Origin of the sequence: Pseudoalteromonas sp. SG41-5 (assembly GCF_014164495.1) — a bacterium.
GTDB lineage: Bacteria > Pseudomonadota > Gammaproteobacteria > Enterobacterales > Alteromonadaceae > Pseudoalteromonas > Pseudoalteromonas rhizosphaerae.
The window spans coordinates 1-22709 of the sequence record NZ_JACJFH010000082.1 but is presented as its reverse complement, the minus strand read 5'-3'; the positions used below and the strand labels follow the sequence as shown (position 1 = coordinate 22709).

The 22709-nt window shown below is 35.8% G+C and carries 20 protein-coding genes; all 20 read right to left on the bottom strand.

Annotated elements, in window-relative coordinates; genetic code table 11:
* Positions 1-377 precede the first annotated feature (377 nt).
* The 20 genes from H5232_RS17775 to wecC all read right to left on the bottom strand — a co-directional run bounded on the left by H5232_RS17775 (position 378) and on the right by wecC (position 22668).
* Positions 378-1544, bottom strand: coding sequence for a nucleotide sugar dehydrogenase (locus H5232_RS17775; RefSeq protein ID WP_182768365.1), 1167 nt, complete (start codon positions 1542-1544; stop codon positions 378-380).
* Positions 1545-1838: 294 nt separating this feature from the next.
* The gene (locus H5232_RS17770) at positions 1839-3794 is read right to left on the bottom strand and encodes a nucleoside-diphosphate sugar epimerase/dehydratase (RefSeq protein WP_182831268.1); all 1956 of its coding nucleotides are present in this window, start codon (positions 3792-3794) and stop codon (positions 1839-1841) included.
* A 221-nt stretch (positions 3795-4015) separates the two neighbouring features.
* Positions 4016-4363 carry a four helix bundle protein gene (locus H5232_RS17765; protein WP_182768214.1) on the bottom strand — a complete coding sequence of 116 codons (348 nt, stop codon included), beginning with the start codon at positions 4361-4363 and terminating at the stop codon, positions 4016-4018.
* Positions 4364-4541: 178 nt separating this feature from the next.
* Positions 4542-5090, bottom strand: coding sequence for a sugar transferase (locus H5232_RS17760; RefSeq protein WP_182768213.1), 549 nt, complete (start codon positions 5088-5090; stop codon positions 4542-4544).
* A 15-nt stretch (positions 5091-5105) separates the two neighbouring features.
* Entirely contained in the window at positions 5106-6044 is a 939-nt protein-coding gene (locus tag H5232_RS17755) for an SDR family oxidoreductase (protein WP_182831267.1), read from the bottom strand.
* The gene (locus tag H5232_RS17750) at positions 6041-7210 is read right to left on the bottom strand and encodes a glycosyltransferase family 4 protein (RefSeq protein WP_182831266.1); all 1170 of its coding nucleotides are present in this window, start codon (positions 7208-7210) and stop codon (positions 6041-6043) included. The genes H5232_RS17755 and H5232_RS17750 overlap by 4 nt, the downstream gene beginning before the upstream one ends.
* 2 nt (positions 7211-7212) lie before the next feature.
* Positions 7213-8322, bottom strand: coding sequence for an O-antigen ligase family protein (locus H5232_RS17745; RefSeq protein WP_182831265.1), 1110 nt, complete (start codon positions 8320-8322; stop codon positions 7213-7215).
* A gap of 1 nt (position 8323) precedes the next feature.
* Positions 8324-9004 (bottom strand): CatB-related O-acetyltransferase, encoded by a 681-nt coding sequence (locus H5232_RS17740; RefSeq protein ID WP_182831264.1) that lies wholly within the window; start codon positions 9002-9004, stop codon positions 8324-8326.
* Position 9005: 1 nt separating this feature from the next.
* Positions 9006-10295: a hypothetical protein gene (locus H5232_RS17735; RefSeq protein WP_182831263.1), complete on the bottom strand. Its 1290-nt coding sequence runs from the start codon at positions 10293-10295 to the stop codon at positions 9006-9008.
* A complete protein-coding gene (locus tag H5232_RS17730) occupies positions 10292-11305 on the bottom strand; it encodes an alanine racemase (protein WP_182831262.1) in 1014 nt (337 codons plus the stop codon). The genes H5232_RS17735 and H5232_RS17730 overlap by 4 nt, the downstream gene beginning before the upstream one ends.
* Positions 11306-11309: 4 nt before the next feature.
* Complete coding sequence (locus H5232_RS17725) at positions 11310-12998, bottom strand: hypothetical protein (protein ID WP_182831261.1); 1689 nt, start codon at positions 12996-12998, stop codon at positions 11310-11312.
* Positions 12982-14403 carry a lipopolysaccharide biosynthesis protein gene (locus H5232_RS17720; protein ID WP_182831260.1) on the bottom strand — a complete coding sequence of 474 codons (1422 nt, stop codon included), beginning with the start codon at positions 14401-14403 and terminating at the stop codon, positions 12982-12984. The genes H5232_RS17725 and H5232_RS17720 overlap by 17 nt, the downstream gene beginning before the upstream one ends.
* Positions 14396-15097, bottom strand: coding sequence for a cytidylyltransferase domain-containing protein (locus H5232_RS17715; protein ID WP_182831259.1), 702 nt, complete (start codon positions 15095-15097; stop codon positions 14396-14398). Before H5232_RS17715 ends, H5232_RS17720 begins: the two co-directional genes overlap by 8 nt.
* A 1-nt stretch (position 15098) precedes the next feature.
* The gene (locus H5232_RS17710; protein ID WP_182768203.1) at positions 15099-16151 is read right to left on the bottom strand and encodes a nucleotidyltransferase family protein; all 1053 of its coding nucleotides are present in this window, start codon (positions 16149-16151) and stop codon (positions 15099-15101) included.
* 2 nt (positions 16152-16153) lie between these two features.
* Entirely contained in the window at positions 16154-16801 is a 648-nt protein-coding gene (locus tag H5232_RS17705; RefSeq protein ID WP_182768202.1) for an acetyltransferase, read from the bottom strand.
* Complete coding sequence (neuB, locus tag H5232_RS17700) at positions 16794-17864, bottom strand: N-acetylneuraminate synthase (RefSeq protein WP_182768201.1); 1071 nt, start codon at positions 17862-17864, stop codon at positions 16794-16796. Before neuB ends, H5232_RS17705 begins: the two co-directional genes overlap by 8 nt.
* A 7-nt stretch (positions 17865-17871) precedes the next feature.
* On the bottom strand, positions 17872-19020 hold the full coding sequence (gene neuC / locus H5232_RS17695; RefSeq protein ID WP_182831258.1) for a UDP-N-acetylglucosamine 2-epimerase: 1149 nt from the start codon (positions 19018-19020) through the stop codon (positions 17872-17874).
* Positions 19021-19024: 4 nt separating this feature from the next.
* Positions 19025-20179, bottom strand: coding sequence for a LegC family aminotransferase (locus tag H5232_RS17690; RefSeq protein ID WP_182768199.1), 1155 nt, complete (start codon positions 20177-20179; stop codon positions 19025-19027).
* A gap of 15 nt (positions 20180-20194) precedes the next feature.
* Positions 20195-21385 (bottom strand): UDP-N-acetylglucosamine 4,6-dehydratase, encoded by a 1191-nt coding sequence (locus H5232_RS17685; protein WP_182768198.1) that lies wholly within the window; start codon positions 21383-21385, stop codon positions 20195-20197.
* A gap of 2 nt (positions 21386-21387) precedes the next feature.
* Entirely contained in the window at positions 21388-22668 is a 1281-nt protein-coding gene (gene wecC / locus H5232_RS17680; RefSeq protein ID WP_182768197.1) for a UDP-N-acetyl-D-mannosamine dehydrogenase, read from the bottom strand.
* Between the last annotated feature and the right edge of the window lie 41 nt (positions 22669-22709).

Below are 22709 nucleotides of genomic sequence, written 5' to 3'. Positions count from 1 at the left end.
GTAAACTTTAACACCCGTAGGCGTTAAGCTTGCTGACGCGTGTTTATTAACATCTTTATCTTCTCGCCTAAGGTAAAATGTAAAAACGTAGGAAATGGCTTTAGGCCTGTTCGCGGTGGCAAGCCACTCGCCTACAAGTAATTAATTAAACACCAGAGTAAAATTTAACACCGTAGGCGTTAAGCTTGCTGACGCGTGTTTATTAACATCTTTATCTTCTCGCCTAAGGTAAAATGTAAAAACGTAGGAAATGGCTTTAGACATGAATTTTATAAACCGCGCGGCATAAAGCACCGCCTACGCTTTAAAACATAGTCCTAGTCACTTCCCTAGCACCTTTAATCTTTAATCTTTAATCTTTAACCTTTAACTATTACTTAATCACTACCAAATAAATCGCGCGTATATACTTTATCTGCAATATCACTCAGCTCTTCAACCATACGGTTGGAAACAACAACATCAGCAATTTCTTTAAACTCATTAAGATCTTTAATCACACGTGAATTGAAAAATGCTTCATCTTTTAAAGCTGGTTCATATACTACAACTTCAATCCCCTTAGCTTTAATGCGCTTCATGATGCCTTGAATAGCAGATGCTCTAAAGTTATCTGAGCCGGCCTTCATAACTAAGCGGTATACACCGACAACTTTAGGATTGCGTTTAATGATTGAGTTAGCAATAAAATCCTTACGAGTTTTATTAGCATCAACAATTGCCCTAATCATATTATTCGGCACTACTTGGTAGTTAGCTAAAAGCTGCTTGGTATCTTTTGGTAAACAATAACCGCCATAACCAAATGAAGGATTATTATAATGGTTACCAATACGAGGGTCTAAGCTTACACCTTGTATAATTTGCTTCGCATTTAAGCCATGACTCTCAGCATAGCTATCAAGCTCATTAAAATAGGCAACACGCATTGCTAGGTAAGTATTTGAGAATAACTTGATTGCTTCGGCTTCTGTGGAGTCAGTAAACAGAACCTCAATATCTTGCTTTATTGCACCTTGAGCCAATAAATTAGCAAAAATATTAGCCCGCTCACTTTGCTCACCGACAATAATGCGAGATGGATACAAATTGTCGTGCAATGCTTTACCTTCACGTAAAAATTCTGGCGAAAATAATACATTATCAGTGCCAAGCTTTTCTTTAATCGATCGAGTAAAGCCCACAGGCACAGTTGACTTAATTACCATAGTCGCCGTTGGGTTAATTCTCATTACATCTTTAATAACCGACTCAACACTATTGGTATTAAAATAGTTTGTTACAGGATCATAATCGGTAGGAGTAGCAATAATTACAAACTCAGCGCCAACCAGAGCAGACTCTTTATTTGTGGTCGCGGTAAAATTTAATTGCTTGTTTTGTAAAAAATCACTTATTTCAACGTCAACAATTGGCGATTGCTGGTCTTTTAAAAGCGCGACTTTTTTTTCGTCTATATCAACAGCGACTACTTTATTGTGTTGCGCAAGTAACATAGCATTAGACAGGCCAACATAACCCGTGCCAAAAACAGTAACTTTCATTTCACCGTCCTTAAACTTCTGATTTGAGCGTCCTAACCCTAGTACAGGCGCATAGCCTAATATCTAGAGACTTTCATCCAATTCATTAATTTACATCACAATATATGATTAAAACAGTTTAAAACCTAAAGTCTTTAATCTCTTCTCTGTGAAATCCGTGCTCTCAGTGGTGAATAAATCATTTAAACCATTTTTACCACCGATTACACCAAGGCGCTTAGAGCTACACCGAGAAGGCAAAGTTAAGCCTAGCACCTAGTCTTTTACCTAGCCCCTAGTACCTTTAACCTTCCCCTACCCCTTCAAATTAACCACATTCGCTTGAGGAGTACTTTCGAGCTGTTTGCCTTTTTTAGCATTCCATACCAAATCACAGATACCATCCGTTGGGTTAAATCCCGTTGGGGCGTCGAGTAACAATTGGCGGATCATTTCGTGATCAAAGTTATGACAGGCAATGTCAAATGCTTCTAAAAACACTTTTAATTCAGGTAGCGGCAACATAGCTTCATTTGCCGTCATAATTCGCTCATGTGGCGTTTCGCCAACGTTATCACCGATTAATAACTCTTCGTAAAGCTTTTCACCTGGGCGCAGGCCGGTGCATAAAATTTCGATGTCACCATGAGGGTTGGTTTTATCTTTCACTTCAAAGCCTGAAAGGCGGATCATCTTACTGGCTAAATCTTTAATTTTTACCGAATCCCCCATATCAAGTACAAATACATCACCGCCTTTACCCATAGAGCCGGCCTGGATTACCAATTGCGCAGCTTCTGGTATGGTCATAAAGAAGCGGGTGATATCTTGGTGGGTAAGCGTAATAGGGCCACCTTCTTTAATTTGCCTGCGAAATAACGGTACCACAGAGCCAGACGAGCCAAGCACATTACCAAAACGAACCATGCAAAAACGCGTACGATGCTCTTTACCTTTGGTTTGCGCTAAACCTTGTAATACCAGTTCAGCCATCCGTTTGGTTGCCCCCATTACATTAGTTGGGCGCACCGCTTTATCGGTCGAAATTAATACAAAGGTTTCAACCTTTGCGTTAACGGCTGCTTTGGCTGCGTAGTAAGTACCAAATACGTTATTACGTACACCTTCAACCACATTATGTTCAACCAAGGGTACATGCTTATAGGCCGCAGCGTGATAAACTGTTTGTACACCAAATGCCATCATTACGGTTTCAATACGGTTAATACGTTGCACAGAGCCCATTATTGGGATTAGTTCTAAATCAATATGATTATTAGCTATGTACTCATTTAGTTCTTTTTCAATAGAATACAAACCAAACTCAGAGATTTCAAATAACACCAGTTTTTTAGGTTGCTGCCTAACTATTTGCCTGCACAGCTCAGAGCCAATAGAACCACCAGCTCCAGTAACCATTACTATTTTGCCAGTAATGTTGGCAGCCATAAGTTCGGGTTTTGGGGTAACTGGGTCACGGCCTAATAAATCCTCAATTTCAACTTCTCTAAATTCAGAAAGCTGTGCTTTACCCTCTACTACATCAGCCATACCAGGGATAGATAACACTTTAATTGTTAATGGCTCTAGCTGCGCAAGTACTTCTTTGCGCCTTGCTCGGCTTGCGCTAGGTAACGCTAAAAGCACTTTAGTAGCCTTGCCCTTATTAATCAGTTCATAAATATCTTTAAAGCTAATTACCGGAATACCTTGAATGATAGACCCTTGTTTGCTTTGATCATCATCAATAAAAGCACGAACGTAATATTCTGGCCCGGCACCGAGTGCAGTTGCAAGCTGCCTTCCCGCTGAGCCTGCACCATAAATAATAACCGATTCTTTATTAACAGTTGCCATTTTGCCGATCATCGCGCGCACTACAATGCGCGACCCACCAACAGTAAGTAAACATAGCCAAGCAAAAATAAATGGCATAGTACGCGGAATAGTAATACCCACAAAAAACGACAGCAATACCAAACTTACAGTGGTTATAACAGTACCAAGCACAATAGCCCATAGCGCCTGCGAGTTCATATACCGTAATACAGCGCGGTATAAACCTAAATTAATAAATGCAATTAAACCGGTAGGAATTAACATAGCTAACAGCAGCCAATTACCAAGTTCACTAAAAGGTGCAAGGCTGTCTAAACGCACTATAAGCGCAAGCCAAAATGCTGCGGCAATAAAAAGTGAATCAATAAATAAGGTGATAGCACGCTTTTTAGCGCGAGAAGCATTCAAAATAGACCGGATGAAACTATCCACAACAAGTTCCCTTTTCTTGTACTCTGTTGATTCGAAAAATAAAGAGCAAAACAGTAGCTCTTTAATTGTTAAAATTTTATCAATTATAACCCTAAATGAACAAAACAACCACAAACCAATACATAATCATTAGTTATTGATTTTAATAAAAATAGAGGAGCTAAGGTTAAAGGTTAAAGGTTAAAGGTTAAAGGTTAAAGGTTAAAGGTAACTTACTAACCCTAACCCCACGACTCAATAGACTTCATCAAACCTGATAACATTTTGGATAACTGTTTTGTCTCTTCGATCCAAAGTTCAGCTTGATCAATACTTATTTCACCAATTTTAACTGCAATATAAATTTGAGAGCGTAATTCACCACAACTACCTTTAGAGTATGAAAGAAAGCGCGCATAATCTTTGGGAGTCTTCCTCTCATATCCCTCTGCAATATTTGAAGAAATAGATAAAGCTGAGCGAGTAATTTGATCTTTTAACCCAAACTCTTTACTTGATTTGAAATGTATATAGATCCCACAAGCCAAGTCAGCTGAGCGCTGCCATACGGCTAAATCTTCAAACTGCATAATAACTAATTCCTTGTCTATAACTTCCCTTTAACTCTAAAGCTTTTCATCTTTGACCTTTAGCCTTGAAACTTTGTTAAATCTAGCTTTTCAAATTGTATAAAACTTCCCTCTTTAATTTCCTAGCCCCTAGTCAGTTCCCTAGAACCTGTTTCTTACCCTAGCACCTAGTTACATTTTACTTAACCCGATCCCCACTACCACTTCCGGTTACCGTCATTAATATATATTTAAAATAGTTGCCAATTGTCAGTGTATCGATCATTTCGCGATCTGTTTGAGCAAGTAGCTCAGGAGTAGACATATCAATTTCATTCACTTGGGCAAGGCCTGTAATACCTGGGCGTACATCAAATACATTTTTAGCTTCGCGGGCTTGAGTTAACTCTTCTTGATTAAATAAACCAGGGCGCGGGCCAACTAAGCTCATTTCGCCTTTTAGTACATTCCAAAGCTGTGGTAATTCATCTAACTTTGTTTTACGTAAAAAACCACCAAAAGGGGTTATTGATGCGGTGCTTGCTAAGTGGCTCGCTACCGATGCAGTATCCACAGTCATTGTGCGAAATTTTACTAGCGTGAACGGCTTTTTATTACGGCCAACGCGCTCTTGCATGAATATAGGAGAGCCCGTATCAAACAAACCAATGATAAATAAAATCACTAAAAATGGTAATGCGAATAACAAACCAAACAGTGAAAACAAAAAGTCGAGTAAACGTATCATTTATAAATCCATTAATTATTTTGTTAAAGGTTTTTCAGCTGCGAGTTTAAAACCATGTTCAACTGAGTATGGTGGCTGCCAATCAAGAGTATTTTTTGTATGATTAATGTCTAACTGGAGAGAACCTGTAAGCCTATCAATAACATCGCTTTTATTAAGTAATTTACCTGCTAATTTAAAGCACCAAACAGGCACAGGTAAAGCAAGGTTCTTTTTATTTTGCACCTTAGCCATTAACGCTAGCATTTCAGCCGTTGATAAATCATAGTCGTCAGAAGCTAAAAACACCTGATTAGCAGCTTTGGGATGCTCAATACACACCTTGATTAAATCAACCAAGTTATAAACTGATACTAAACTACGCTTATTACTTTTTATCGATCTAAACGGCAATGGTAAACCTTTGCCAACAAAGCGCATTAACGAAGCAAAGTTTGCTTTTACACCTTCACCGTAAACAAGTGGTGGGCGGATAATCACAACTTCCATACCGGTTTGCTTACTGAGATCTAATAATTGCTGCTCCGCCTCAGCTTTAGATATTCCGTAAGGATCTTCAGCAGCTGATTTGTCACTTGCAGTAAAAGGGGTTTTACCACTTGTACTCTCACCATTCACTTTAATCGAGCTTAAAAATATAAAGCGTTCTACACCTGCAGCCGCTGCTTGCTTAGCTAAATTAAGTGTGCCATGAGTATTAACTGCTCTAAACTCGCTTAGTGGATCACTTGCAGTATCATCCATAATATGGACTCTTGCAGCGCAATGAACGACTACATCAACATTTTCTAAAGCATCAACGTAAGTAGATATTGAATCAAGGTTATGGTTAAAAAAGTGACCTAAATTTGACGGTTTTCTTCCCAATAAGTTTAATTGATAACCCTCATGCAATTGTTCAGCTAAATTATTGCCAACAAAACCTGAGTAACCAGTTATAAGTAACCGCTTCACTTTTTATCACCATAACTAATAATTGAGTTTGCCATTTCCATCATAATATTTGTACGCGTATATTTTTTTATAAAGCTATCTCTATTCGTTTGGCTAAGCTTTAAATTATTAAGGGAAGTAATTGCTTGCTGATGATTACTTGGATAAAACACTTCAGCATTATCAACCTCTTTATTTATAAATTCAGCTGCATAGCCACTTACACCGGCTAAAATAGGTTTACCCACCGCTGCATATTCAAATATTTTTGAAGGTAATACCTTTTCAAATGCTGGGTAGTCATTTAAATGTAAAAATAAAATATCTGCGCTTAAATACTCTTGAATTAAATGATCACGGTTTACAGGCGGATGAAAAGATATATTGGTAAGCCCCTTACTTGCTTCAACCAAGGCGGCTTTTCTGCCACCATCTCCAATCACTTTAAACTGATATTTATCACCAGCTAGTCTGGCTAGTTCAGGAATAATTGTGTTCAACCCCTGCCCTTCACCAATATTCCCAGCATATAATACAGTTAACGGTGCTGAATCATTTAATTCTGATTCAACCGGTGCTTCAGTGCGTAGGAACTCTTTATCAATGCCATTTGTAAACCATGAATAACTTGCACTTTTAAACCGATAAACAAAGTAGCCCTCAAACCCTTTTGATACTAGATTTATATGCTTAGCAGCTGAAAAGGTATAATTTTCAACTAATGTTAAAATTGGTTTGAGCAAAAAAGTAACTTTTGGGTTTAGCACATCTTTTAGCGTATCAACAAAAATATCACGTATATCTAAATAGAGAGGCGCATTTATACGCTTTGCAATTCTCGCCCCTAAAAAAGCAGTAAATAAACGAGAACTTGTTGCAAAGACTAAATCATACTTTTTACCACTGACAAGTTTGTTAGCCTGCTTATAAAAAGCAGCGAAAGACTTAATTTGATCAAGCATGCCACTTTTATGCGAAGGTAAAGCAATCCTCCTAACGGTTAAGTTGTCAATTTGTTCAAACTCTTGCGCACCAGCTTCAAAGCTTGCATATCGATTTGGCATAGTAGTAATAACTTCAATCTCAAGATCCGAGTTATTTTTTAGCTGCTCTATTAAAGCTGTAGTTCTAAATGAGCCTGCACATAAATCGGGAGCGTAATAAAATGACACTAGTAATATCTTCAAAACTAATCATTCCTATTTAATGTTATTCTAGAATTCGTCATTAAAAAAAACGCCAGTAATATATCTAAAAAAGACAGCCCCCAAAAAACACCATATTGAGCAAATGAATAAATAAAAATAGGTATTATGTACTTCAGATTATTATTATTTATTTTACTGGCCAATAAAAATAAAAAAAGAATACTAATTAACACACCATGACTTGAAAAAATCATTAAGATAGAGTTATGCGCATGAAAGTTATGTTGTCCATAACCAGCTACATTCAATTCAGATATATACTTATAAGAAAAATTTCCTAACATCAAATTATTACTAATAAAATCAATGTAATGCCCCCAAACTAGAGTCCTGTAAGATAGGTCAACCCCTGCATCTGCATTCCCTCTTGAAAATTCATTTATAAAAACGCTATAAGCACTTGGGGTTAGAAATAGTACTAATACTAAAAATAATGGCAGAAGATAAACCCCTCTGCGATTGAAGAATAAAGCTTTTAAATAAGCTCTATGAGCAATAATAAAAAATGAGATGGCAGCTACAATTGAAGTTCTATTAAATGTAACATATAGCCCCACGATTAATGCAACATACAAGAAAAACTTGATTTTTCTATCTTTAAATAGAAAGTCCACAATAAAAAAAGCTATTAATACTTTATATGCTAATACTGAAGATGAAGCAGAAAGGCCTGCTGATTTTTTAAAGTAAAGTGCATCATTAGAAAACTCGAAATACTTCTCACTTGAAGAGAAGAAAGATGAAACCCCAAGGTTATATTGTATTAGAGCGCAAAAAATCTCAACAAGGATGAATAATAGTAAATAAAAAAGAACTTTTTCATTAATTAACTTATAAAATAAAAAAGAAAAAACAGTAAAAACAAAAAAAGGAAAACTTAAATCATCGAGGATGAAAAAACCTATTATATTATTAACTAGAGAAAATATAACAATAAAAAGCAAAAAGAAAATAAATTTAAAATCTGACTCGCTGAATTTCAAGGCTGTATTTCGCTGAAAAAACAACGGAATAACAGATAAAATTAACAGATGATTTGTAAAACCAAAGACTGTTGATGCATAAAAAGCCAAAGCTACTAATAAGTTCACTTTAACAACCCTTTATATATTTTACATAGTCAATAAAGCTATCTACACTATTATTTTTCAAGTCAAACTTAGATAAGTCAATTATATCTAACTCCCACCACTCCAATTTCTGTAACTCCCTAATTATATCTTCATCAAACCTATAACTTAAAACTTTTGCTGGGACACCACCAACAACTGCATAAGCGGGGACGTCTTTAGTAACAACTGCACCACCGGCAATAATCGCACCATTTCCAACCGTCACACCAGCTACAACAATTGAATTAGAGTATATTAGTACATCGTGGCCTATTACCGTTGAGCCGGCGTCGCTTGCTTTAAATATATCATCACTAACAAAACCACGTGTAACAGAGTAGAAACAAGGGCTTGTGGAGAAGTAATCATGAGGATGAGGTGCAACTCCAATTTTAACGTTATTTGAGATTGAAGTATAGGAGCCTATAGTCTTTGTGTTTGGGTCAATAAGGCAATTTTCATTAATATAAGTATGCTTACCAATTGAACATGCGTAGACCTTTGTATTGCTTCTAATAAATACACCATCACCAAGTATTACCCCTGGTAAAACAAAATTTGTTAGAACGGTGCTTTGTGGGTATTTTACGAATTTCAAAAAGAAGAATAAAAAACAGTAAACTTTCCTATAAAAAAATCTAACATACATCTTAAATACCATTTCATTCTCCAAGACAATTAATTAATATAAATTTTTCAGGATAAGTAGCTATATAGCGATTCATTATTGATGATAACGAGCTTTCTAAAACAAACGTTTTCCCTTTCATTTCAATAGCATCAAAGTGACAGCTCGAATAAAACGATATATGACCAATTGAATGATACATTAGGGTTTCAGTTGACTCTTCTCCCTCGTAAACGTGTATTAATTCAAAGTCAGAAAAAACATATTTTATCTCATCAATACTTTCTCGTGGATGAGGCTTATATATGATCACACAATCATTTGACAATAAATAATTTAAACTCTTTTTATAAAAAGCTTTAACTAAATCATAATCAAAACCTTGCCCAGTAAATATAAAATATTTGAAGTTAAAAAAACAATTTATGTTAATCTTCGATACTTTATAATTTTCACCAATAATTATTTCATCTTCATCAAAGTAACCAGCACTAACAAGCTCGTTTCGCCAAAAATCACTAGTAACGACAATCTTATCAGGAGTTGGCAAAACTACACCTACATCATTTATAGCCTTTCGATGATAGTTGTAGCCTCGATGCTCCAACCCGATCAAACCATGCTGAATTTCTGTTATCAGAATCGAGTTTTTCTTCAAAGCAGCACAGACCTCTGATTTTGAGTAAGCTGAAACGATATAGCATTTTCTAGGTTTAACAATGCGGAAAAATAAACAATAAAAATAATATCCAACTGTATATGTTACTAATGAAGAAGCTATTAATTTATATGGAATTTTAATTTCTCTCGACTCAAAAAAGTTAACCAAATTTAAAATAGATGCCTTGGTTCTTTTAGGTAAAAAATAAATCAGTAATTTTGAGCTTACAAACTTAAAAGGCCACAAAAAAAGATTATCGCTGAAAACATTATTATTTTTAAAGAAAAGTTTGTTTTTTTTAACCTTCTCGATTTCACCAATATTAATAAAATAAAAAACTGACTGATATTTTTTCTGAAAGGAACTTGTAAACAAATCTTTATTACTAGAAACACCTGATAATGCTGTATGAAAAAAAACGCTACCCCTACAGCCTAGTAACAATTTAAGCAAGCATAATAAATTAGAAAAATAAAATAAAACAGAAAATAAATTATAAAACCTTGTCTTTTTAACCCCTATAGCTATAGTATCCTTTGTTAAGTAAGTGAATATATCATTTTTAATTTTTACCCAACAACTAAACCCATTTATATCGAAGCCTTTATCAACACCTGAAATCTCATACTGCAGTAAAATATCATTAACTTTTGATTGTTTCATTTAACAACTCTTTTTATATCACGGCTTAGATTAACAAGGATATCATATGCAGTAGTATTAGCCCTTGAAGCTAAGTGTTCTACATTTTGAAACACACATAGCTCATCCACATCTATAAATGCGGAAAAACTATCCATAGAGACCTTACCAACGATTGTCATTCCGTTATGTAATAAAATGGGGATGCACTCATTATTCCGCACTAAAATATCTGCATAACCAATATCAAAAGTAGATAACACTTTAGCGACATCTTCATTTTTGAAGAACCTGTGGTCATAGCCAACGGATTCACCAACTTCTAATATTCTCTTGGACATTCTTTCAGCATAAAGAGATAAAACAGGTTTAAGGTGACGACTTACATTACGGGAGCTAGAATATCCATAACAGCCAATTCCAACACGATACATTTCATTAGAACTTATATATTCTGCTGCTGCAGTGTTTGCTGAATGAGATCTTAATTTTAAGTCTGGGTATTTTTCATTCAACTCAGCAAATAAAGAGTTGAATACCTCTGATTGTATTAAAGTATATTTTTCAGATATATCTGCAGAAGAAAAGTGAGTGAAAACTCCTTTTACTGTAACACCATGGAGCAATAAGAAATCAATGACCGGAATAACGTCTTTTATCTCAACTCCATTTCGATTCATACCTGTATTAACTTTGATTTCAACAAAATCACCTTTTAAAAAATACGGTAAATCTGATATACAATTTACAGTATAATGCAGGTTATGAGCTGTTTTATCCCTATTAGTTTTAATACTACCAAGCATTAATACAGTTTCCCAAGAACTAAGACTTAGTTTATTCAGATCTGCCAGCCCCCTTATGAAGCAATGCTTTAAACCAGAATCAATAGCTAGGGTTTCTATGTACTCAATACCATGACCGTATGCGTTATCTTTTAGGCCTATAATTAGTGATTGCTGAGAAGTTTCTTTAGTAAAATAACGAATGTTATTTATAAAAGCTTCTTTACTTAATAATACGTACGACACTGTATCACTTCCTTGTGGATATCAAGTGAATAAGTTCATTGACCTTTATGCAGTTAAGTAATACCTGTGGAGATATAATCCCTTTTTTAACATTTTTTATTACTGTATCAAGCTCAATATAACCTTCCAAATAATCATATTCATTGAACATTTCCATAACTTCGTTCAGAAAATCATTATTTTTAGCCCAGTTTTCATAATTCATAACTCCACGGCCCCGAAAAGTAAACTCTAATATATTTTTAATTTTAGAGATAGAAGATTCCTTTCGAGTATTCAAAGATGATTTATGATCTTGGCTTTTAATAGCAGCTAGTTCCGGGTGTCTTTCTCTAATAAAATCTTCAAAAAAAGTTCTATTGAATATATCTTTTACTCCCCAACTCTCAACGCACTTCAACATATTAGGTCCATACATAGTAAAGCTTTCAACTTCACCTAAAAGGCTTTCAAAAGCCCCCATTTTATTTCTTTGTCCTAGTATATCTACAGCATAGTTCATCAAAACTTCTGTTGTGTTAAACCCTTCATACTGTACTAAGTAGTCATCTAACTTAGACTTTAAAATTGATATTTCGCCACTTGATAATACACCTTCGAATTCAATTGGAAACTTCTCACTAACGTCAATATTGCTACCAAATATATAATTTAGTACTTTTTTTGTTTTTTTATGCTTTGGGAAATACTTTAATACGGTTTGCCTATTAAAAATAGTTGCCTTCAAGTCTAGGCTAGATGGGCATCCATAAAAAGGAGAGGATCCTACAATATAACCACTTGCACCTGTTATTAGGTGTGTAAATGTAATAAGTTCACTTTTTGGCATTTTGAGAATTTGACTTGCAGTTGAAGGGGCCTGCAATGCATCTTTTCTTATTTTCTCTCTAAAATTTCTATTATCAAAATTATGGTTCAATAATGAGTAACCGTATTTATCACATATTTCAGTTGCTCGTTTGTGATCATTGGATTGTAAAAAAATATTGGGCTTTTCTTCTCCTATTATAAATGGTTCAATCTTGATCTCATGCTTATTACAGTAGTATGGAATTAACCTAGAATCTAAGCCACCGCTAACCCCAACACCAAATGAAACATTAGCATACCTGCTAGCTATGTCAGAAAAAAATGAATCAAGACAATCTTCAAGTAAATCATATTTAGCATCTTTCGTTAGATTATTTTTACATAATTTAAAAGACCAATACTTTTTCTTTTTAACTTTTAAAGATGCTGCAAGAGTAAATACAGACGCGCTTGGTAAAATATTGATGCCATTTACTATAGTCTTATGTTCAACATCAGATAGCATCAAAATAAACTCTTTGCAACGCTGTATATCTATATCTGACTTTTTTTTATTTTCAGTATCGACTATACTCCAAAAATCTGTTGATATTGAATTATTGTCTTCACAATAATAAATAAGATCTCGCCCAGTTATATCGCTTATTAAGTACACTAAATCTAAAGCAAGATCTATTACTACTAAAAAAAACTCGCTTTCAATACTTTCTAGATATGATGTTTCATCACATCTAACATCAGCAACCACATTTAATACCTGTTCTTTTGAAAGTGAATTGGTACAATAAAGTAAGTTTTGATCTATATTTATAAATGCACTCTCTTTATAGTACCAATTTAATATAGACACAGAACCATCAAAAAACTCATTTGAAACTAGCAAATTCGCTCTCCATTTTTTTAATTTTATTTCTCATTCCTTTGAAAGTAAAAAAGGAACAGTAAAAGACTGATAAAAGAATATATACTATTAAATATGACCGTTGAATATCCAATAAAACTAAAACGGTTAAACCTGATAATATTATAAAAACTTCAAAGAATACAAATGCATTTAAACGAACCACCCTATAACGTCTAATTATACCAAAGAAAAGTAGTACAGAAAGCATATTTACTATCAATGACGAGAGTGCAGCACCAAGCAAACCATAGTTTGAGACTAATAAGTATGTTGAACCTAGGTTAAAAATAAGTAATATGATCGCAGCCTGTAATTTCTTTGATTGAAGCCTAGTATTTATTGTTAATAAATTTGTTAAAAGTAAATACATAGGTATAAGAAAAGTAGATAAAAATAATATTGGGAGAATCTTAGAAACATCTCTATACTCCTCTGATAGAGCATATTCAACAATAAAACCTGATGATAAGATTAATATAAAGCACACCCCACCAACAAATGGAATATATACTTCGTATAATACATTATAAAATTCATTTAACCTTCCCTTTATCGCTTTATAAAAGTAGGGCATGACTGCACTGTTAATTGCAAGAGCAATTATTTGAGTAATAATTGATAGTTGATATGATACGTAGTAAATACCCACTGCTGAAAAACCAAGGAATATTACTATAAAATAACGATCTAAAAAAACACTTGCCACACTCAGCAAGTCGACTGGCAATACCAACACCACATATTTAAACATACGCTTTAGATATCTAACTTCAAAATAAAAACCATTTTTATAGTAAAAATAAATACAAAATGAAATGAAATATAAAAAATTTGAAAAAAGCAATGTATATAGATATGCATTCACAGCAAACTTAAAGTTTATAACAAAAACAATAATACCAACAAACTGTGCAATGTAATAAAAATTGAAATACAATATAAACAAATTAAGCTTTATGCCAATCTTAAAGTAAGCATTCCCAAAAACAAAAAAAGGTTGCGTTACCATTAAAAAAACTACAATAAGAAGAAATTCATCACTTAACTTCCCACTAAAGTAAGTTTCATTCAATGTAAATCGCAGAAGAAATAATAAGAAAAATAATAAAGTATTAAGCATTAACAAACTGCTAAATGCTGTTGATATAAAAGCCCTCTTCATTGTCCCTTTATAGGTATGATAATACCTAGTTATAACACCATGAAATGAAAAAGAAAAAAACACAGTTGTTGAAGCGACTAATATCAAAACAGATGATATTAGTCCATATTCCGCAGGCGATAGAGATTTAGTTAAGAAGGGGATTAATAAAAAAATCGCTCCCTTTTGTATTATTTCGGACATACCAAATAAGAAAGAAGCTTTAAATGCATTCCTAATCAACTCGATTACCTGCTTGAAGAATCAAACTAGCGTATATAAAATCCATTTCAGTGTCTATATCTATCGAATTTTTTTCAGCCATAATAAATGGATAATAATCATCCTCTAAAAAAAGCTTTTTGGTACTTAGCAATGTAGCTCGATCAATTAAATAAATTGCGCCATTCAATTGATAAAACTCTTTAAGATCCTGAGAGCGAGTATTAGTAAGCCCTTTTATAAATTGCTTAAACTCTATATAGGTATCTAATGACGTAGTCCATTGCGGTGAATGCTGGCACTTTGTTAAAGAAACTACGCCTCTTGCTTGCTTTTCAATATATAAAGCAATTGCGCTATCTATATCTTGCGTGGTGCGTAGAGGAGATGTTGGTTGTAACAAGCAAATCACATCAAACATACCTAGTTGCTTTGCAAACTCAACAGCATGAAGTACAACATCAATAGACGACGCTGTATCAGATGCTAGCTCTGCGGGTCGATTCAATGGGTAGGTGTTTTTATATTGCTCGCTGATTCTAAGAACTTCAGGGCAATCTGATGTAGCAATTGTAGCAGTTATATATTCAGAGTGCTTTATCGTCTCAAAAGTATGAGCGATGAGCGGTATGCCATTTAACGGCTTTATATTCTTTTGGGGGAGACGCTTACTACCCGCACGAGCAGGCACAATAGCTAACACTTTTGGCTTCATTTTATAGACCTAGCTCATAAATATCTACTTGTGCTTTATTAAAGTCATCATGGCGTCCAACATCTAACCAATATTCGTGAATTGGAAACTTCAGGATTTTATTGCCATGTTCTTTCTTTAATTCAAATAAAGTAGGCATATCTAAATACTCATTATTTTTCAGCGATTTTATAATTTCATTTGAAATCACATAAATGCCCGCATTAACAAAATAACGATATGTGGGCTTTTCGACTATACCGGTAATTTCATGGCCGTTACCTTCAATTACACCAAATGGTACTTTTATTTCATAGTCGCGAACACACATAGTCGCATCGCTTTGGTGTTTTTCATGAAAATTAAGCACTTTACTAAAATCAACATTTGTTAGAATATCACCATTGATCATAATCAATGGCTCTTTTGGCAATGATTCTGGTAGTAATGATAGCGCTCCACCAGTCCCTAAAGGGGTTTCTTCATGAACATACGTTATTTCAATTTCAAAATCACTACCATCACCAAAGTAATCCATTATAACTTCAGGAAGATAGTGTGTAGAAATATAGAACCGGTAAAAACCATGACTCTTAAAACTATTGATTAATGTTTCAAGCATAGGCTTACCGCCTACTTTCAGCATTGGTTTTGGACAATTATTTGTTAACGGCTTTAATCGAGTGCCAAAACCACCAGCCATAATAAATACAGGATTTTCTCTTTTTTCTATGGTCAATGTTTCATATAGGGTTTTTAAGCCAACAAGCTCCCCATTGTCATCAACAAGCGGTAACGATAAAATCTTCATTGACTGCATCTGTGCTTTTAATTCATTGCTACTTAATGATTTATTAGCACTAACGGGGTTTGCATTCATAATTAAACTTGCAGGCGACTCTAATTCAACACCTTGTAAAATCCCCCTGCGCACATCACCATCTGTTACCATACCTATTAGCTTTCTATTATCAACAACTAAAGCAACCCTAAGCGCTTCTTTATCAATAACTTTTAATACATCTTTAATCGAATCGGAAGGGCTAACTACAACTTTTTGCCAATTAATCGTCATCTCTATTCACCTAATCCTTTAATTATTGAACGTGCACCATACGCTATAGAATATTTTGGAATGGATTTCGTAACATTAGCCCCAACCCCAATAATCGTATTGCTGCCTATGGTTACATTATTAATAATACTACTACCTGTAGCAATATGAACGTTATTTTCAACTTTGACTTGCCCACTGAGTGTGGATCCCGGCGCAAGGTGGCTATGAGCACCAATTATACAATCATGGTCAACTGAAACTGAGGTATTTACTATGGTGTTTTCGCCAATCTCACTACCAATATTAATTACCGCGTTATTCATAATTTGTGCACCTTGAGCCAGTACAGCATAGTCTGACACTAACGCCGAATCTGCAATGACTGTTGCAAATGTATAACCTAGCTCATTAAAACGTGTATAAACTTTTTCTCTTAGCGTTTGACGCGGCATTGCACCAATACCATTGACTAATAACACCTTATCAACTGCAAACCTTAATACGTCATCATCTTGCAAGTAATGCTGAACAGTATCGAAAATAGCATGACCAGCTAAAATATTCGGCGCGACAACACCTAATAAAGGTTTGTTTTGCTTAATTAATATTTCAGCAAGGGCCGCTGCATGCCCGCCACCGCCGATAATTAAATATCCAAGGTTACTCATCAATTAAGTCGCCGGCTTTATAACTTTTCCCGCTTGGTTTATTTAAGTAATGCCAATACTTTATTGGGTTTACACCATTTCCAGGGCGCTTTACAGCTAGGTTGTTTTCACTAAATAATTCACCAGCAGTAATTGCATTTGCCGCTACAAGGCTTTTACGCGCCACGCTTTTATTTTTCACTTCTGATGGTCGAGGTCCTTTAATACCATCTCCCAGCACTTTTTCAACCGTGCGAATACCATCAACCATGGCTTTTAATTCTTGTGGATCCAACGATGCTTTATGGTCGGGTCCTGGCAGGCTTTTATCAACTGTAAAGTGCTTCTCAATTAATACGGCACCTTTAGCTACAGCTGCAACCGGTACAATTATGCCTTCACTGTGATCAGAATAGCCAACAGCCAGTTTAAATGCATCTTTCATTGTATCCATTGCATTTAAATTTATATCCCCAAAAGGAGCCGGGTATTCTGTTGTACAGTGTAGCAAGGTCACTTTTTCTTTTAATAATTGTTTACCTTGCTCAGAAAAATACGCCGCTTGCAGTGTTTCATCATTTGGCGTGCCCCGTGGGTTTAAGTAGCCAAAGGCAATCACTGATAGCACTTGCTCTATTTCTGATAATGTAGCCATACCAGTTGATACAATAAGGTCACATCCTGTTCTAGCATGCTCCAGTACTAACGGTGCATTAGTGATCTCGCCTGATGGCAGTTTTAATCGTGTAATGCCTAAGTCATCAACTAAAAATGAAAGGCTTTCTGAATCAAAAGCCGTTGATAAAAACTCAATACCTAGGTCATTACAATATTTGACTAATTTGTGATGCGACTCATAACTTAGCTCAAGCCGTTTTAGCATTGAGAATTGAGATTCTTTTTGGCCACTGTTAGTTATTTGGTACTCGGCTTGCTGCGCATCTTCTGTTACTAAATTTTTAGCTTTAAATGTTTGAAACTTAACAATATCTGCACCTGCCTCATGGGCAGCATCAACAAGTGAAAAAGCTAGTTCATCACTGCCGTTATGATTAACACCAGCTTCTGCAATAATTAAGGTCATAGTGTGCTCACTTTAAATCGTAAAAGGACTTACTTGGCTCGAAGTTTAGAGTTTTGAGCATGGCGATTGCCTGCTCACTCGCATTACCTGCGCCATAAGGGTTCGCTATTTCTTCACCTGAGGTTTTATATTCACCTTTAAGAGCACTTGTTATAGCCGCTTTTATAGCTGCTTTTGTGGCGTCACAATGCAATACACTCTTAGCCGCTAAGCGCCCTTTTTGTCTAACGCCAATATTAACAGTGGGTACATTAAATGACGGTACTTCGATTACGCCACTTGATGAATTACCAATTACTACAGCGGCATGCTTAACAGCACTTAAATAACGCTTTTGGCCAAGTGATGGAATAGCATGCACTCTTTCAGGCTGTTGCTTAGCGTACCCTTCAAGAATTGGAATTATACGGCGGCCACCATCATCTGCATTCGGGTAAGTTAAAATAACCTGGTGGTCTGAAAATTCATTTAACGCTTCTAGCAGAGCATTAAAACTTTGTTCTGGCTGCTCATCTCCTAAAGTAACAGGATGATAAGTTACTAAAAAATATGACTGGCTAAGTCGAAAGTCTAAAGAATTAGCAATTTCATCAACGGTCATAAACTCGCCGCGCTTCAGGTGATCTAGGCCTATCGCCCCTATATTCCTTACACGCTCAGGCTGCTCCCCTAACTGAATTACACGTTGGCGATACTCTTCAGTGGAGGTGCCGTGTAAATAACTAAGCTTGGTTATAGCATGACGTATTGCATCATCATAAGCACCTTCAGTTATTTCACCACCATGAAGATGGAGAATAGGAATACGCAAAATCATAGCCGTTTGCGCTGCTGCCAAAGCTTCGAATCTATCGCCTAAAATTACGAGCGCATCAGGCTTTAAACGGTTTAATGCGTCTGCAAAACCAAGCACTCCTAACCCCATACTTTTAGCAGTACCAACTGCTGTATCTGAGGAGAGCAAGATTTCTATTTTTTCATCAATCTCAAAACCATCTTGCTCAATTTGTTTATAGGTTTCACCAAACTCTGAAGATAAGTGCATACCAGAAACAAGTAACTGTAAGGTTAGAGCAGGGTCAGCTTGTATATCTTTTAAAAGCCAAAAGAGCAAACCATATTCAGCTCTAGTACCTGTAAAAACAGCAACCTTCATAAATTTATACTCCGCCTAAACTTTTTACAGGTGAGCTTGGGATATTCACTAAGTGACGTTCTATAAATTCAGAGTATGAAAGATCACCTCTAAACGCATTTTTAAACATCGGTAAGCGATGCATCAATTGCCAAATTGGTCTGGTCATAACACCATTCGCATTGGCATTTTTTAGTAACGCTTCACGAGATTGATGATCTGGGCAAATTATTGCATTTAACCAGTAGTTAGATTTGGCATAGCTCGGCTCTGTAACAAATTGATAGGCTGAGTTATTGAAAAAATCAGCATATATTAAGGCTAATTTGCGCTTATTTTCGATAAAAGCAGGCAAACTTTCCATTTGTGCACACCCCAATGCCGCATTTAAATTTGGCATCCGGTAGTTAAAGCCTGCTTCGTCATGATAAAACTCATAAGGGTGTGGGACTTTTGCAGTTGTAGTGACATGTTTGGTGCGTTGACCCGCATCTAAGGTTTTACACAACACCATACCACCGCCACCAGTGGTAATAACCTTGTTGCCATTAAAGCTAATAGCGCCATAATCGCCAAATGTACCAGTGTGTTGACCTCTATAAAAAGAACCCAAACTCTCAGCTGCATCTTCAATTAAACTAACTTGCCACTTTGCACATACTGCCATAAGCTCATGCAGTTCAACTGGGTGGCCGAACGTGTGCATAGGAACAACTGCTTTAATACGCTGCTTTGTAGTTCTATGAACAGGCCCAGTTTCTGTTAAAACTGCGTACTCATCTAAAAATAATTCTAAAGACTTCGGACACAACCCTAAACTAATAGGTGAAACATCCACAAATGCAGGCTGTGCGCCCATGTGATGTAATGCATTGCAGGTAGCTACAAATGTAAGTGCTTGAGTTATCACTATATCGTTTGCTTTAACCCCTGCCATATACAACGCAGCATGTAATGCTGCAGTGCCATTTACAGTCGCAACAGCTTTGGCTGTACCGGTGTAACTTTCAATATGACCTTCAAAGTCATCAACAAACTTACCAACACTTGACACGAATGTGCTACTGATTGTCTCTGCTACATATTGTTGTTCATTACCTGCAAACGTAGGTGCATGTAATGGAATAAACTCGTTTGTTTGATAAAGATCTTTAACAAACGAAACAAATTGCTTAGTCATAATACCGACACCCGCTTACATTTTTCCATCAAGATATTTACCTGTTTCTTTATGACCAAACCCTGGGATCATTTTAAAGAAAAGCGCCACAATTTGCTCTTTAGTCCAAGCTTTATTGTTTTTCATTAAAGCTATTTCGCTTTCAAATTCGTTTAATAACTTCTGGTCAAAATCAGGCGTATTTTTGATAATACCTAGATTTTCAAAACGGGCCATATCGAGCTCTTCTTTATCGGTAAAAAACTCTTCAAAGTCTTTTTCACCGGTTGTATCACTTTCGGTGAAAAGGCATGGCCATTTACCTTGCGCTGGTAAAGTTTTAACTAACTCGCGCGCTTCATCTTCCGTTTTACATAAATACGGTTCAAAGCCTCGCTCATTAAGGTATTTAACTGCAATGTCAGCAAATGTAATTAGGTGTAATGCTTCGCTTAGTTTCGGGAAGAAAATATCTCGGTTTTCACCAAAAATACACGACATTAAACATAACTCACCTGACTCCTGTGGAGTAACAAAGTATCGTTTAATATCACTAGGCGCGACGATTGGTTGCTGTTTTTGAATGCGTTGATTAAAACCATGTAAAAGCGAACCATCAGAAAATGCAACGTTAGCAAAGCGAGCTGTTGAAATAGATATTTTTTCGCTTTTACGCATTAAAAACATTTCCATAATGCGCTTTGAGGCCCCCATCATATTAACGGGGTTGGCCGCTTTATCAGTAGATACACAAAAATATTTTTTTGCTCCACAGTCGATAGATTGTTGAATAGTTTTATCGGTGTTAAATACATTAACGTCGATCATACGCATTAATGTAAATGGATCTTTTTCACTGCGTACATGCTTAAGCGCTGATAAGTTTAATACGTAATCATACTGCCCATCAGCTTGTATGAAAGCATCATATTCAATAGAACCAATATCTAATGCAAAAGTTTGAAAATCACCCTCAATGTAACCAAAAGAACTGCGAATATCACGAACAAGTTCGACCATGTTGTTTTCACTTATATCAACAACATGCAATTTCTTTGGATTACGTTTAAAAATCTCTTTCGTTACAGCTTGCCCAATTGAGCCTGCACCACCAAGTACTAAAAAGCGAGATTGGGATACTTCTTGCTTAAGCTTGCTTTCAGCTTCATTGATATCATGCGAAAAAAGCGCTTTATTACGACCAACTAAATTTAATATATTATTCATATCTAGCACCAAATTCCTTTAGTATCGATTAAATAATGATTATTCATTTTCTGAGCTTTAAATTCTTTATGATCAACAAGTAATAAATGAATATCGGCCCTTTCTTTAGCATCTGAAAATGTAGATAACTCTAGTTCAGCTATATTATTTGGTAACGTATGGATATTAGGTTCAATGGCAAGAACAGTACCAGAATGAAGCTCAGCTATTTGCTTAGTAATATTTAAAGCAGGGCTTTCACGTAAATCGTCAATATCAGGTTTAAATGCTAGGCCATAACAGGCAATAGTGACATCTTTTGCCGTTTTAGTTGGGTTAGCTTGTAAAAAGTCAGCAATTGCTAGTTTTACTTTATTGATTACCCATTGCGGTTTAGCATCATTCACTTTACGTGCGATGTGGATTAATTGCGCTTCCTCAGGCGTTTTACTGACTATAAACCACGGGTCTACCGCAATACAATGACCGCCAACACCAGGGCCTGGTTGTAAAATATTAATACGCGGGTGGCGATTAGCAAGCGATATTAATTCCCAAACATCAATATCTAACTTATCACAAATGATTGATAACTCATTAGCAAAGGCAATTTGTACATCACGGCATGAATTTTCGGTTAGCTTAGCCATTTCTGCCGTACGAGCATTTGTTATTACACACTCCCCTTGTACAAATGTTTTATAAAGCTCTACAGCTCGGGCTGAGCATTTTGCAGTCATACCACCAATAACGCGATCATTTTCAACCAGCTCACGCACAACATGGCCAGGCAGTACTCGTTCTGGGCAATGTGCCACATTTATATCAGCTTCTTCACCAGCAGCTTGTGGGAACGATAAGTCAGGGCGAGCTGCAGCTAACCACTCAGCCATTTGTTCTGTAGCGCCAACTGGTGATGTAGATTCTAGTATTACTAAGTCACCTTTTTTAAGTACAGGTGCAATAGCTTCACTGGCTTTTTTGATATAGCTTAAATCTGGCTCTGGTATTGCAGAATCACTTTCGTTATTAAGAGAACTCTTAAATGGTGTTGGTACTGCAATCAAAAATGCATCCGCAGGCTCTGGTGATGTTACGGCTCTTAAATAACCCTCTGTCACTGCTGCATGCACGATCATGTCTAGATCTGGTTCTACTATATGTATTTCACCACGGTTGATTGTATCTACAGCATGTTGATTTACATCAACACCAATCACGCTTTTTTTACGCGATGCAAACATTGCAGCTGTTGGCAAACCAATATAGCCTAAGCCAATAACTGAAATTGTGTTAAATGACATGATAATCCTTTTTAAATAGTTTCTAGGTTCTAGGTTCTAGG

What these genes read in the sequence shown, in the direction of transcription:
- wecC (WP_182768197.1), bottom strand. Translation starts at nt 22,668, where the DNA reads ATGTCATTTAACACAATTTCAGTTATTGGCTTAGGCTATATTGGTTTG.
- H5232_RS17765 (WP_182768214.1), bottom strand. Translation starts at nt 4,363, where the DNA reads ATGCAGTTTGAAGATTTAGCCGTATGGCAGCGCTCAGCTGACTTGGCT.
- H5232_RS17760 (WP_182768213.1), bottom strand. Translation starts at nt 5,090, where the DNA reads ATGATACGTTTACTCGACTTTTTGTTTTCACTGTTTGGTTTGTTATTC.
- H5232_RS17775 (WP_182768365.1), bottom strand. Translation starts at nt 1,544, where the DNA reads ATGAAAGTTACTGTTTTTGGCACGGGTTATGTTGGCCTGTCTAATGCT.
- neuC (WP_182831258.1), bottom strand. Translation starts at nt 19,020, where the DNA reads ATGAAGGTTGCTGTTTTTACAGGTACTAGAGCTGAATATGGTTTGCTC.
- H5232_RS17705 (WP_182768202.1), bottom strand. Translation starts at nt 16,801, where the DNA reads ATGAGTAACCTTGGATATTTAATTATCGGCGGTGGCGGGCATGCAGCG.
- H5232_RS17710 (WP_182768203.1), bottom strand. Translation starts at nt 16,151, where the DNA reads ATGACGATTAATTGGCAAAAAGTTGTAGTTAGCCCTTCCGATTCGATT.
- H5232_RS17735 (WP_182831263.1), bottom strand. Translation starts at nt 10,295, where the DNA reads ATGAAACAATCAAAAGTTAATGATATTTTACTGCAGTATGAGATTTCA.
- H5232_RS17685 (WP_182768198.1), bottom strand. Translation starts at nt 21,385, where the DNA reads ATGAATAATATATTAAATTTAGTTGGTCGTAATAAAGCGCTTTTTTCG.
- H5232_RS17690 (WP_182768199.1), bottom strand. Translation starts at nt 20,179, where the DNA reads ATGACTAAGCAATTTGTTTCGTTTGTTAAAGATCTTTATCAAACAAAC.
- H5232_RS17740 (WP_182831264.1), bottom strand. Translation starts at nt 9,004, where the DNA reads ATGGTATTTAAGATGTATGTTAGATTTTTTTATAGGAAAGTTTACTGT.
- H5232_RS17715 (WP_182831259.1), bottom strand. Translation starts at nt 15,097, where the DNA reads ATGAAGCCAAAAGTGTTAGCTATTGTGCCTGCTCGTGCGGGTAGTAAG.
- neuB (WP_182768201.1), bottom strand. Translation starts at nt 17,864, where the DNA reads ATGACCTTAATTATTGCAGAAGCTGGTGTTAATCATAACGGCAGTGAT.